This window comes from Streptomyces sp. NPDC055955 (genome assembly GCF_042270245.1).
In the GTDB taxonomy this organism is placed as follows: domain Bacteria; phylum Actinomycetota; class Actinomycetes; order Streptomycetales; family Streptomycetaceae; genus Streptomyces.
The window spans coordinates 47,085-59,520 of record NZ_JBHJYS010000015.1; the positions used below are offsets into that span (position 1 = coordinate 47,085).

The 12,436-nt window shown below is 70.7% G+C and carries 9 protein-coding genes and 1 pseudogene; 7 read left to right on the top strand and 3 right to left on the bottom strand.

From position 1 onward, the window contains the following. Positions 1–81: 81 nt before the first annotated feature. Entirely contained in the window at positions 82–1,239 is a 1,158-nt protein-coding gene (locus tag ACFC96_RS27760) for a hypothetical protein (RefSeq protein WP_376614661.1), read from the bottom strand. A 259-nt stretch (positions 1,240–1,498) separates the two neighbouring features. On the opposite strand from ACFC96_RS27760, the gene ACFC96_RS27765 reads away from it, so the two are divergent. Next, positions 1,499–3,130: an MFS transporter gene (locus ACFC96_RS27765; RefSeq protein WP_376256943.1), complete on the top strand. Its 1,632-nt coding sequence runs from the start codon at positions 1,499–1,501 to the stop codon at positions 3,128–3,130. 56 nt (positions 3,131–3,186) lie between these two features. Here the strand turns inward: ACFC96_RS27765 and ACFC96_RS27770 are convergent, their stop codons facing one another. Further along, on the bottom strand, positions 3,187–3,630 hold the full coding sequence (locus ACFC96_RS27770; protein ID WP_376256945.1) for a cell division protein SepF: 444 nt from the start codon (positions 3,628–3,630) through the stop codon (positions 3,187–3,189). A 290-nt stretch (positions 3,631–3,920) separates the two neighbouring features. Between ACFC96_RS27770 and ACFC96_RS27775 the strand changes: the two are divergent. After that, positions 3,921–5,260, top strand: a pseudogene (locus ACFC96_RS27775) (DUF5685 family protein). A gap of 243 nt (positions 5,261–5,503) precedes the next feature. On the opposite strand, the gene ACFC96_RS27780 reads toward ACFC96_RS27775, so the two are convergent. Continuing rightward, positions 5,504–6,466 (bottom strand): ABC transporter substrate-binding protein, encoded by a 963-nt coding sequence (locus ACFC96_RS27780; protein ID WP_376256949.1) that lies wholly within the window; start codon positions 6,464–6,466, stop codon positions 5,504–5,506. A 521-nt stretch (positions 6,467–6,987) separates the two neighbouring features. Between ACFC96_RS27780 and ACFC96_RS27785 the strand changes: the two genes are divergently transcribed. Genes ACFC96_RS27785 through ACFC96_RS27805 form a run of 5 tightly spaced genes read left to right on the top strand, consistent with a single transcriptional unit; the run spans position 6,988 to position 12,411 of the window. Further along, entirely contained in the window at positions 6,988–7,854 is an 867-nt protein-coding gene (locus ACFC96_RS27785; protein ID WP_376614663.1) for an amino acid ABC transporter permease, read from the top strand. After that, positions 7,851–9,608: an FAD/NAD(P)-binding protein gene (locus tag ACFC96_RS27790; RefSeq protein WP_376614665.1), complete on the top strand. Its 1,758-nt coding sequence runs from the start codon at positions 7,851–7,853 to the stop codon at positions 9,606–9,608. Before ACFC96_RS27785 ends, ACFC96_RS27790 begins: the two co-directional genes overlap by 4 nt. Positions 9,609–9,654: 46 nt before the next feature. Then, complete coding sequence (locus ACFC96_RS27795) at positions 9,655–10,551, top strand: amino acid ABC transporter permease (RefSeq protein WP_376614667.1); 897 nt, start codon at positions 9,655–9,657, stop codon at positions 10,549–10,551. Then, on the top strand, positions 10,548–11,381 hold the full coding sequence (locus ACFC96_RS27800; RefSeq protein ID WP_376256956.1) for an amino acid ABC transporter ATP-binding protein: 834 nt from the start codon (positions 10,548–10,550) through the stop codon (positions 11,379–11,381). The genes ACFC96_RS27795 and ACFC96_RS27800 overlap by 4 nt, the downstream gene beginning before the upstream one ends. A 58-nt stretch (positions 11,382–11,439) precedes the next feature. Further along, positions 11,440–12,411, top strand: coding sequence for an ABC transporter substrate-binding protein (locus tag ACFC96_RS27805; protein WP_376256958.1), 972 nt, complete (start codon positions 11,440–11,442; stop codon positions 12,409–12,411). Positions 12,412–12,436: the final 25 nt, after the last annotated feature.

Here is a 12,436-nt window from a genome sequence, read left to right on the forward strand (position 1 = left end):
TTCGTTCACCGGTGGCTTCCTCGGAATTTCCCGTCCGATCACCCGGGGCGATCGGACGGCCTCCCGGGGCCACCGAGTCGATCAAGGAGGACCCGACCCGTTCAGCCAGAAGGCCCCGTACACGGCCGACGCCACGGCCACGCCGCCGAGCACCGCCGCCGACCTGCTCGTACGCACCCGGGCGAGCGCCACCGCGACCGGCAGCAGGAGCGGGAAAGCGGGCAGGAGCAGTCGCGGCTTCGAGCCGAAGTACCCCGACGCGCACAGGGCGAGCGCGACGACGATCCCGCAGTAGACGAGCAGCGCGAGCGGCTGACCTCGCCGTACGCACAGCACGTAGAGCCAGATCACGAGCGCGACCCCGACGACCAGGCCGAGGCCCGCGAGCGCCGAGGGGAACGACGTGAACTTGTCGCCGACGAAGCGCGCGAAGGCGAGACCGCCGTCGAAGCCGTTGCCCCACTGGCCCTGCACGTCGAGGTATCCGAAGAGGCCGCCCCCGGTGCGGTGGCCCACCCACAGGACGTACGCGGCGGCGCCCAGCGGGGCGAGCAGCACGCCGACGGCCATGCGCCAGGAGATCTTCCCGTCGCGCACGACCCGGACCGCGGCCGTCGCCCAGAGCGCGGCGACCACCGCCGCCCCCACCGGCCGGGTCAGCCCCGCGAGTGAGGCGAGCAGACCCGCACTCACCCACCGCCCGGTCAGGACCGCGTACAGCGACCAGGCCGCGAGCGCGGTGAACAAGGACTCGCTGTACGCCATCGACTGCACGATCCCGACCGGGAGCACCGCCCACAGCACGACCGCGCAGACGCCGGCCCGCCGCCCGTAGAGCAGCTCGGCCACCAGGAAGATCCCCCAGGCCGCGCAGAGCGACGCGAGCCAGCTCACCAGCAGGCCCGCGTCCGCGTACGACAGGGGGCTCACCGCCGACACCAGCCGCTCCAGCCACGGCAGCAGCGGGAAGAACGCGAGGTTCGAGTGCACGGTGCCGTCCGGCAGGCGCACCTGCCAGCCATAGCCGAAATCCGCGACGCGGGTGTACCAGAGCGAGTCCCAGCGGGCGGTCAGCAGGGTGTGCGGGCTCTTCCCCTTCGCCGCGCTCCACCCGGCGAGCATGAGCAGGCCGAGGGCGCGCACCCCGGCATAGGCAAGGAGCGCGGGCGCCGCGCGGCGCAGCGCACCCGCCGCCCGGGCCGGCGCGCTGCGCGGTTCCTGCAGGTCGACTTCGGTCACGGCGTCGATTATCGGCGCCCGGCGCAACCGGACCGCACGCACGGTGCGTGGTCGGAGGGTGGAGCGTGGCGTACACCACACTCCACGGTCAGGCACATGAGAGGTCCGCCACGTGTCACCACAATGGACTCGCGTACTCTGGCGGCTCACTCGCCGATCGTTGCGTGGGCACGGGAGTCCGCTCCTTCCGGCCGCAACCGCGGGGAAGTCCCCACCCCGCGGATCCGCCGAGCGCGAGGGACCACTGGGAGGTACGCACATGTCAGGGACGACCACGGCCGCCGTGCCCTCTCGTCTGCGGACCGCAGGGCCAGGCGCCAACCGCTGGGTCGTCCTCGTCGTCCTGTGCACCAGCCTGCTGCTCGTCGCCCTCGACGCGACCGTGCTGCACGTCGCCGTCCCCGCCGTCACCCAGGACCTGCGCCCCTCGGCGGTCCAGCTGCTGTGGATCGTCGACGCCTATCCGCTGATGTGCGCGGCGCTCCTGATCCTCTTCGGCACACTCGGCGACCGCGTCGGACGCCGACGCGTCCTGCTCCTCGGGTACGGCCTCTTCGGCGCGGCCTCCGCGCTCGCCGTGTTCGCCACGACACCACACGTCCTGATCCTGGCCCGCGCGCTGCTGGGCGTCGGCGGCGCGATGATCATGCCCGCGACCCTGTCGATCCTGCGCGCGGTCTTCCCCGACCGGCGCGAGCGGGCCGTGGCCATCGGCGTCTGGTCCGCGGTCGCGGCGATAGGCGCCGCCACCGGCCCGGTGCTCGGCGGCTTCATGGTCGAGCACTTCTGGTGGGGCTCGGTCTTCCTCATCAACATTCCGCTGATGGCCGTCATGCTGCCCCTCGGCCGTCTCATACTTCCCGAGTCCAAGGGCCGTTCCGACGGGCCCTGGGACGTGGTCGGCGCACTCATGGCGGCCGTCGGAATGCTCGGTGTCGTCTACGGCGTGAAGCGGCTCGGTGTCGACCGTGACCTGCTCGACCCGTCCGCCGTCGGCCCCCTCCTCGTCGGCGCGGCCGTGCTGATCGTGTTCGTGCGGCGGCAGAAGCGCCGCGAGCATCCGCTCGTCGACATGAAGATGTTCGCCAGGCCCGCCTTCTCCACCGCGGTCGGCTGCATCGTCCTGGCCATGCTCGCCCTGGTCGGCCTGGAGCTGATCGCCGTCCAGTACCTCCAGCTGGTACTCGGCCTGAGCCCCCTGGAGACGGGGGTGCGGCTGCTTCCCTTGACCTTCGCGGCGATGGCCGCGGGTGTCCTCGGCTCGTCGCAGCTGCGCCGTTTCGGGCCGCGCCGCATGGTCTCGGCCGGCTTCGTCCTCACCGCGGCCGCGGTGCTCATGCTCACACTGATGGGACAGCACGACCGGCCGTCGCTGCTCACCTTCGGCTTCGTCCTGCTCGGCTTCGGCCTGCAGACCACCCTCTTCGGGGCGTACGAGTCGATGCTCAGCGAGGCCTCGGCGCAGGACGCGGGCGGCGCCGCGGCGATAGGGGAGACCTCCTACCAGCTGGGCGCGGGCATGGGCATCGCCCTGCTCGGCTCGGTGATGAACGCCGCATACGCACCCGGGATCGCCCGGGTCACCGGAGTGCCCGGATCCGCGAGCGCCCACGCGGGAAACTCGCTCGGCGAGGCGTACCAGATCGCGACACGGCTCGGCGGCACCGCCGGTGAGGCGCTGCGCAGCGCCGCCCGGGTCGCCTTCGTCCACGGGCTGCACGTGACGCTGTTCGTCAGCGCCGGGCTTCTGCTGCTCGGCGCGGTGGCCGCGCTGCGGCTGCCCCGGCGGATGGAGTGTGAGGACGCTGCTCCACAGGACGCGGAAGGCACGGCGAAGATCGGGCCCCAGCGCGGTCCCGAGCGGGTCGGCGTGGAGTCCACCGTCGCATGACGGCTGTCGCGGGCGGTGACCCGGCCGAGGGGCCGGGCCCTACCCACCCGTGACGCTCAGCTCTGGTTGAAGAAACCGTCCGTCGGGCGGCTCTCCGCCTCGCCGTTGACCACCTGCGTGTCGGCAGGGCTCAGCAGGAACACCCGGTTCGCCACCCGCTCGATGGAACCCCGCAGCCCGAACGTGAGCCCGGCCGCGAAGTCGACGACGCGCTTGGCGTCCCCGGGCTCCATGGCCGTGAGGTTGATGATGACCGGGACACCTTCCCGGAACATCTCGCCGATGCCACGGGCGTCCCGGAATCCGTCCGGGGTGACCGTGCCGATCCGGCGGCCCCGCTCCTCGGCGGCGTCGGCCGCCACCTTCACGCGCGGGTCCGTGACCCAGGCGGCACCGGTGTGGGGCTCGGACCCCTCGGCGTAGTCGTCGTCGTAGTAACGCTCGTCATCGTTGTCGTCGACGAGGCCAAGCCAGGCACTCGCCTTGCGCACCGATCCCATGGACGCCTCCTCTCACAGCGGTTCCTCTGCGTTCTGTATCCCTATGGTCGTCCATGATGCGGATGGTGCGCCAAGTGGATAGTCGCCGCGCGGGGTTTTCGTGACGCTACTGGTGCAGAGTCAACACAGCGCTGTCCCGTGAATCCCAAGGGTCGTACCCCGTACGGCTGCTGACAGTGAGTGAAATATGATTCTTCGCGGCGTATGGGTGACGACCGGGGCGTACGGGTGAACGGCACCCTCGATACGATGCCGCAGCTTACGTCTTCGAGACCCTCGGGGGAGTCGTCTTGTTCGGAATAGTCCGGCCTTGCAGCCATCGTCTCGGTGAGGGGCTCAAGGCGCAATGGATGGCTCATCTGTGCGGACTCTGCCTGGCACTTCGCGGTGACCACGGGCAGTTCGCCCGGGTTGTCACGAACTATGACGGTTTGCTGATCTCGGTTCTGACGGAGGCTCAGGCCGAGGACGCCGCCGGGGGGGGCGGCGCACGGCGGGGCCCTGTCCGCTGCGCGGGATGCGCACCGCGTCCGTCGCGCAGGGCGAGGGCGCCCGGCTCGCCGCGGCCGTCTCCCTGGTCCTCGCCTCGGCGAAGGTCCGCGACCACGTCGCCGACGGCGACGGCCTTCTGGCCCGCAGGCCGGTGGCCGCGGCGGCCCGCCGGGTCGCCACTCGGTGGGGAAAGGCCGGTTCACGTACGGGTTCTGACGTGGGGTTCGATACGGCGGTCCTGGTCGACGCGGTGGAGCGCCAGATCGGGATCGAGGCGCTCGCCGGCCCCGGCACCCCGGTGCTCACGGTCACCGAACCGACCGAGACGGCCACCACCGCCGCGTTCGCGCACACCGCGGTCCTCGCCGGACGCCCCGGCAACGCGGCGCCGCTGGCCGAGGCGGGCCGGCTCTTCGGGCGGCTCGCGCACCTCCTGGACGCCGTGGAGGACAGGGAAGCTGACGCCGCGTCGGGTGCCTGGAACCCGCTCACGGCGACCGGCACGGATCTCGCCGAGGCACGCCGCCTCGCCGACGACGCGCTGCGCGGCATCCGTCTCGCCCTGCGCGAGGCCGAATTCGTCGACGGCACGCTCGCGCACCTGCTGCTCGTCCACGAACTGCGCCGCTCGGTCGACCGTGCCTTCGGTGCTTCGGGCTGTGCGCACGGCCCGGACGCGTCCCATGGGTCCGACGCCTCGCGCGGCACCGGCCCCACGCGTGGCGCGCACGCGGCCGCCGCGTCCACGCCGCAACAGGGCCCCGGCGCGCCCGGCCCCTGGGTGCCCACCGGATCGGGCCCGTACGTGCCGGCCGGGTCCTCGGGCCCGTACGGCTCGCAGAATCCGTACGGGGGCGGGCAGGGCGGTCCCGGTGGTCCGGGCGGGCCCGGTGGCTTCGGCGGCGGGCCGTCCTTCCAGCCGCCGAAGCCCGGCAAGCGCGGCTTCTTCGCCGGGTGCGCCGCGGCGATCGGGCTCTGCTGCACCTGCAAGGTGTGCTGTGCCGACGAGTTCGAGGGGCCGTGGTCCCGCAAGAGGCGCGACGGCTGGTGCAGCGAATGCTGCTCCACCGACTGCAGCTGCTGCGAGGCGTGCTCCATCTGCGAATGCTGTGAGTGCTGCTCCTGCTGCGACTGCTGAACCCGGGGCCCGGCCGGTGCTGTGCGGGGTGATGTCCTGTGAGGCGTCGGAGACCGGCGAGGCGGTGGCGGTCCTGGAGTGCGACGCCCGCAGCCGGGGGTCTGCGCGGGATGTGCCGGCCGCGCTGATGGACCAGGTCATCGGTGCCGAAAAGCGGCCGCGCGGCGTGGTGTCCGCGGCTCGCTGAGCTCCCGGGTTCCGTCCCGTCCCCCTTCTTCGGGACGGAACCCCGGGCCGGGCGGGTCAGTCCTTGATCTCGGGCGGCGAGATCTGCGACTTCTCGATCGCGGACTCGCTCGTGCCCCACTTCTTGAGGATCTTGTCGTACGTCCCGTCGGCGATCAGCCTGTTCACCGCCGCCCGGAACGCCGGCGCCAGCTTCGTGCCCTTCTTGAAGGCGAAGCCGACGTCGAGGCGGTGGTACTCGTTGAGGAACTTCAGCCCCTCCTGGTGCGCGACGGCGTACCGCAGCCCGTTGATGGTGCTCATCACCACGTCGGACCGGCCCTGCTGGAGGGACGACCAGATCGCGCTCTGGTCGGCGTACGTCTTCACGCTGTACGCCTTCTTCCCGGCGTCCGTGCAGAGGTGCTTGTTCTCCTCCAGGGTCGCCTCGAAGGTGGTGCCCGCGCCGGTCGCCACGTTCAGGCCGCACAGCTGCCTGAGGTCGGTGACCTTCTTCAGGTCGCTGTCCTCGCGCACGGCGAAGCCCTGGCCGTCATTGATGTACGTGACGAAGTCGATCGTCTTGCGCCGCTCGTCGGTGACACCGAAGTTGCCTGTTCCCAGGTCGTACTTGCCGCTGCCGAGCGCGGGCAGGATCGCCTCGAAACCGGCCGCCTCCCGCTTCAGCTTCAGCCCGAGGACCTTGGCGACGGCGTCGGCGAAGTCGATGTCCTGGCCGGCGGCGGTCCTGCCGTCCTCCAGGTAGAAGGCGCCGGGCGGGGTGCCGCCGATGGAGGCGCCGACGGTCAGCCTGCCGCTCGACCGGACGTCGGCGGGCAGCAGCTCGGCCGCCGCCTCGTCCTTCTTGACGGCCTTCACCACGTCGGTCGTGGGGATCTTGTCGCTCTTGCCCGCGGGTGCGGCGCCGACGGCGGAGGTTCCGGGGTCGCCGGAGCCGCAGGCGGTCAGTGTCAGGGTGGCCGCGGTGATCAGCGCGAACGCGGCGGATAGACGCTGATGGGTCGTCAAAGTCGTACGCATGGCGTGGAGTTCTGCCCTTCGAAGACAACAGGCACGCAGGGGTGAGGAGACAGCTGAGGGGAGGGGTACGCGAGGACGCGTGGGTGTGTGAAGGCGCGGACGAGTGCGCGCACTTGGGCGCACCGGGAAACGCGGGTTACGTAGAAGACGCGGTGACGCAGAAGGCGCAGAAGCGTTCAGAACGCGACATGCGTCCAAAAGCGCCGGAAGGCGTCGAGAAGAGAGAGAAGCAGACGCGCAGCGGGCGTCAGAAGGGCATCAACAGGACGCCGACCACACTCGACCGAAGTCGATGTGGGAGCGCGTGACCAGCCACTGCTGCGGATGCATGGGGCAAGTGGAACAGGCATCCGTTTCCGCGTCAACTCACATGAGACGTACGGCTCACACTGTGGACAGCCTTGACAGCGAGCGGAGCGAGCCCCGTACTCTCGGTGAGCGGACCGCTGCTGAGGGGCTCGGCCCGCAAGTTCCGTGTGAAGGCAAGACCGTGCTGGATTCAGTGCCCACGGAGCCTTCGCATGTCCTCGAACACACTCGCAAAGACCGCGCCTGCCGCGGCCGGACCGCCCGCCCACGCCGGTGAGGATCGGCCCCGCATCGTCGGCCGGCCCCGCATCGGCCAGTGGCTCGCCGTCGCTGTCGTCCTCGTGCTTCTCGCGCTCGCCGCCCGATCGGTGGTCCGTAACGACGCGTTCCAGTGGGACGTCGTCGCCGACTACTTCACATCGGCGTCGGTCCTGCGCGGACTCGGTCTCACCCTCTGGCTGACCGCTCTCGTCATGGCGCTCGGCTTCGCCCTCGGCACCCTGCTCGCCGTCATGCGCCTGTCCGCCAACCCAGTTCTGCGCGCCGTGAGTTGGGGTTACGTCTGGCTGTTCAGGTCGATGCCGATCCTCGTGCAGCTGCTGTTCTGGTTCAACATCGGTGCGCTGTACCCGCACATCCTCGGCATCAGGACCGTCGACCTGTTCGGGCCGATCACCGTCGCCATCATCGGCCTCACCCTGCACGAGGCCGCTTACGCCGCCGAGGTGGTGCGCGGCGGCATCCTCTCCGTCGACCGAGGGCAGATCGAGGCCGCGCAGGCGCTCGGGCTGAGCCGGTTCAGGCGCTGGCGGCGGATCATCCTGCCGCAGGCCATGCGCTCCATCGTGCCACCGGCCGGGAACATGCTGATCGGCACCCTCAAGGGCACCTCCATCGTCAGTGTCATCGCCGTCCAGGACCTGCTCTACTCGGTGCAGCTCGTCTACCACCGCACCTACCAGGTCATCCCGATGCTCCTGGTCGCCACCCTCTGGTACGTCGTGGTCACCTCCCTCCTGAGCGCCGGCCAGTTCTACGTCGAGCGGCACTACGCGCGCGGTTCGGAGCGCACCCGATGAGGCCCTCACTGGTGATCGTGGGGGCCGGTCCGCGGGGGACCGGCATCCTGGAGCGGATCGCCGCCAACGCGTCCGCGTACGCCGGGCTCGAACTCGACATCCATCTCGTCGACCCCTTCCCGCCGGGCGGCGGACGGGTCTGGCGGCAGGCGCAGTCCCCGCTGCTCTGGATGAACTCGCAGTCCCAGGACGTCACGATGTTCACCGACGACACGGTCGAACTCGACGGTCCGGTGCTCCCCGGACCCGCCCTGCACGAGTGGGCGGACCTCGACGGCCGCGTCTTCGCCGACCGGCAGCTCCAGGGCGCCTATCTGCGCTGGGTGTACGAGCGGTCCGTGGCCGCGCTCCCGCCGGGCGTCACCGTCCAGCACCACCCACGCCGCGCCCTGCGCGTCAGCGGCCCTCGCGAGGGCCGCCAGCAGGTGTGGCTCGACGGGCGCGCCCGCCCCCTCCTCGCCGACACCGTCATCCTCGCCCAGGGTCATCTGGACGCCGAACTCGACGCAGAACAACGGGAGTTGAGCGCGTACGCGCGCGAGCACGGACTCGTGCACCTGCCGCCCGACTTCACGGTCGACAGCGACCTGTCCGCGCTCGCCCCCGGCGAGGACGTCCTCGTCCGGGGCTTCGGCCTGGCCTTCGTCGACCTGATGGTGCTCCTGACGGAGGGCCGCGGAGGACGGTACGAGGGGGACACATACATCCCGTCGGGGCGTGAGCCCGTCCTGCACGTCGGGTCCCGGCGCGGCGTTCCCTACCACTCCAAGATCGGCTACGACTGGACCGGTGAGCGTCCGCCGCTGCCCCGCTTCCTCGGCCCCGCCGAGATCGACGGACTCCTCGCCCGCCCCGACGGCTACGACTTCCGCCGCGACGTGTGGCCCCTCATCGACAAGGAACTCGGCTTCGCCCACTACCACCGCCTGTTCACCGCCCACCCCGAGCGCACCGCCGTCGCCTGGGCCGACTTCGAGGAGAAGTACGCCGCCGCCGAACCGCTGAGCGCCGAACTCCAGGCCCTCGTGGTCTCCGCCGTACCCGACCCGGCGGACCGCCTCGACCTCACGGCCCTCGACCACCCGCTGGACGGCGTACGCCACACCTCGTACGAGGAGCTCCAGGACGGGCTGCGCGGCTACATCACCGCGGACCTCGAACGCCGCCACGACCCCGCGCACAGCCCCGACCTCGCCGTGTTCCTCGGTCTGCTCTCCGTGTACGGGCAGGTCGTGCGGCTCGGCGACATCGGGTCCTGGTGGCACGGCTTCTTCAGCTATCTCGCCTCCGGGCCGCCCGGGCCGCGGCTGCGGCAACTGCTCGCGCTCTCCCGGGCCGGCGTCGTGAAGTTCGCCGGCGCGGACATGCGGGTCACCGCCGAGGACGGCGTCTTCCGCGCCACGAGCGCCACCGTGGCCGGCGCCGTCATCGAGGCCCGCGCCCTCGTCGAGGCCCGCCTGCCGCACCCCACGCTCGCCCGCACCCGCGACCAGCTCCTGCGCGAGCTGTACGAGCAGGGGGCACAGGCGACCCCGGTCGGGCTCCTCGCGGTCGATCCCGAGGACGGGCGCGTCCTGCACCGCGACGGCACTGCGCACCCGCGCCTCTTCGCACTCGGCCCGCACACGAACGCGCGCGGCGCCGGGGCGTTCACCCGGCCGCGCACGAACAGCCCCTCGTTCCGGCAGAACGACGCCACCGCCCGCGCGGTCCTGTCGTTCCTGCGCGACCTCTCCTGTCGCGCCGCAGCCTGAACCCCTGCTCGCCCCCTTCGCTCTCCCCTGCTCCAGAGGAACCGTCATGTCCCTGACCAGTGATCCACCCCTCGGCAGAACGACACCGGCTACGACCGCCGGCGGCGCCGAAGACCACTCCGCGCTGAAAGTGGTGCCCGTCCGCCACCCCTGGCGCTGGGCCGCCATCGTCGCGACCGCCGTGCTGCTCGCCCAGTTCGCGCACGGACTCATCACCAACAGCGGCTGGGAATGGGAGGTGTTCGCCGACTACTTCACCGCCGACGTGGTCCTCAAGGCGGTGTGGGTCACCCTCCAGCTGACGTTCTACGGAACGGCGCTCGGGTTCGCGCTCGGCATCGTCCTGGCCTTCATGCGCCTGTCCGCCAGCCGGTTCCTCCAGGCCGTCGCCTTCGGCTACATCTGGGCGTTCCGCTCGATCCCACTGATCGTGCAGCTGCTGTTCTGGTTCAACCTGGCCTATCTGTACAAGGAGTTGCAGTTCGGCATCCCCTTCGGGCCCGGCTTCTTCTCCTTCGACACGATGGGCCTGGTCGGCGCGATGAGCGCCGCCGTCCTCGGGCTCGCGCTCCACCAGGCCGCGTACGCCGCCGAGATCGTGCGCGGCGGTGTACTGGCCGTCGACAGCGGTCAGTTGGAGGCCGCGGCCGCGCTCGGCATCCCCCGGCTGCGGCAGATCCGCCGCATCGTCCTGCCGCAGGCCATGCGCTCCATCCTGCCCAACGCGGCCAACGAGGTGATCTCCCTCTTCAAGGGCACCTCGATCGTCTCCGTCATGGCGATCGGCGAGCTCTTCTACCAGGTCCAGGTCATCTACGGCCGCAACGGGCGCGTGGTCCCGCTCCTGATGGTCGCCACCGTCTGGTACGTGCTCCTGACCAGCGCGCTCTCCGCCCTCCAGCACTACGTAGAACGACACTTCTCGAAGGGAACCACCCGATGAGCGACGCGGACACCGGACGGACCATGGTCGACGTCAAGGCCGTCCACAAGAGCTTCGGCACGCTGGAAGTGCTGCGCGGCATCGACCTGGAGGTGCGCACCGGCGAGGTCACCGTCGTCCTGGGCCCGTCGGGCTCCGGCAAGTCCACGCTCCTGCGCACCATCAACCACCTGGAGAAGGTCGACAGCGGCTGGATCAGCGTCGACGGCTCCCTGGTCGGCTACCGGCGCGAGAGGAAGACTGCGGCCCGAAGGGCTTCCGGCAAGGGCGGTGGTGGGCGACGGGCGGGAGACAAGCTCTACGAGCTGCGTGAGCGCGAGGTGCTCAAGCAGCGCACCCAGATCGGCTTCGTCTTCCAGAACTTCAACCTGTTCCCGCACCTCACCGTCCTGGAGAACATCGCCGAGGCCCCGGTCTCCGCCCTCAAGCGCCCCCGCAAGGACGCGCTCGACAGCGCGCGCAGGCTGCTCGAGCGCGTCGGGCTCGCCGACAAGGCCGGCGCCTACCCGAAGCAGCTCTCCGGCGGGCAGCAGCAGCGCGTCGCCATCGCCCGCGCGCTGGCCCTCGAACCGAAGGTGCTGCTCTTCGACGAGCCGACGTCGGCGCTCGACCCCGAACTCGTCGGCGAGGTCCTCGACGTCATCAAGGACCTGGCACTCCAGGGCACCACGATGATCGTCGTCACCCACGAGATCGGCTTCGCCCGCGAGGTCGCCGACACCGTCGTCTTCATGGACGAGGGCCGCATCGTCGAACAGGGCGCCCCCGGCGACGTACTGGACGCACCGCGCCACGACCGCACGAAGGCGTTCCTCTCCAAGGTCCTCTGACCTTCGCGCCCCTCCCTTCAGTTCTTTCAACCCACCTTTCTCGCCCAGGAGTTCGCACATGCTGTCCCGCCGCACCCTCGCCCTGTCCGTCGCCGCGCTCGTGGCCGCCCCCCTGCTCACCGCCTGCGGGGGTGACAGCGATGCCGCGACCGGCACCGGCAAGGGCGGTTCCGAGAAGGTGGGCGGCATCAACATCGGGCCCGACCAGCACCGCATCCGCGCCAGGAAGGTCGACGCGATCGCGGCCAAGCTGCCGGCCGCTGTGCGCGAGCGCGGCACGCTCAGGCTCGGCGGCAGCGCCGACGCCTCGCCGCCACTCGGCTTCTACGCCACCGACGACAAGACCCGCATCGGCTCCGAGATCGACCTCGCGACCCTCGTCGCCGACACACTCGGCCTGAAGATCGAGTTCTCCCCGGTGTCCTGGGAGAACCTCTTCGTCGGCCTCGACAGCGGCAAGTTCGACGCCGTCTTCTCGAACGTCACCGTCACGGAGGAGCGCAAGGAGAAGTACGACTTCGCGACCTACCGGCTCGACAACATCGCGTTCGAGGCGAAGAAGGGCACGAGCTGGCGGGTCGAGGAACCCAAGGACGTGGCCGGGAAGACCATCGCCGTCTCCTCCGGGACCAACCAGGAGAAGATCCTCGTCGACTGGAGCAAGCAGGACGAGAAGGCGGGCCTGAAGCCGGTCACCATCAAGTACTTCCAGAAGGACACCGACTACTACCTGGCTCTCCAGTCGGGCCGCATCGACGCCTACCTCGGCCCGAGCCCCAGCGCCGCCTACCACGTGGAGTCCGCCGGCCAGTCGCAGATCATCGGCACGCTCTCCGGCGCCGGGGACAAGATCCAGGGCAAGATCGCCGCCACGACGAAGAAGGACAGCGGACTCGTCGACGCGTACGCCGCCGCCCTCGACCACGTGATCGAGGACGGGTCGTACGGGCGCGTCCTGAAGCGCTGGGGTCTGTCGACCGAGGCGGTCGAGAAGTCGGAGATCAACCCGCCCGGTCTGCCCAAGCCGTAGCCCGCCCGCCCCCGTTCTTCCGCTC

What these genes read in the sequence shown, in the direction of transcription:
- ACFC96_RS27790 (WP_376614665.1), top strand. Translation starts at nt 7,851, where the DNA reads ATGAGGCCCTCACTGGTGATCGTGGGGGCCGGTCCGCGGGGGACCGGC.
- ACFC96_RS27800 (WP_376256956.1), top strand. Translation starts at nt 10,548, where the DNA reads ATGAGCGACGCGGACACCGGACGGACCATGGTCGACGTCAAGGCCGTC.
- ACFC96_RS27765 (WP_376256943.1), top strand. Translation starts at nt 1,499, where the DNA reads ATGTCAGGGACGACCACGGCCGCCGTGCCCTCTCGTCTGCGGACCGCA.
- ACFC96_RS27785 (WP_376614663.1), top strand. Translation starts at nt 6,988, where the DNA reads ATGTCCTCGAACACACTCGCAAAGACCGCGCCTGCCGCGGCCGGACCG.
- ACFC96_RS27770 (WP_376256945.1), bottom strand. Translation starts at nt 3,630, where the DNA reads ATGGGATCGGTGCGCAAGGCGAGTGCCTGGCTTGGCCTCGTCGACGAC.
- ACFC96_RS27795 (WP_376614667.1), top strand. Translation starts at nt 9,655, where the DNA reads ATGTCCCTGACCAGTGATCCACCCCTCGGCAGAACGACACCGGCTACG.
- ACFC96_RS27805 (WP_376256958.1), top strand. Translation starts at nt 11,440, where the DNA reads ATGCTGTCCCGCCGCACCCTCGCCCTGTCCGTCGCCGCGCTCGTGGCC.
- ACFC96_RS27780 (WP_376256949.1), bottom strand. Translation starts at nt 6,466, where the DNA reads ATGCGTACGACTTTGACGACCCATCAGCGTCTATCCGCCGCGTTCGCG.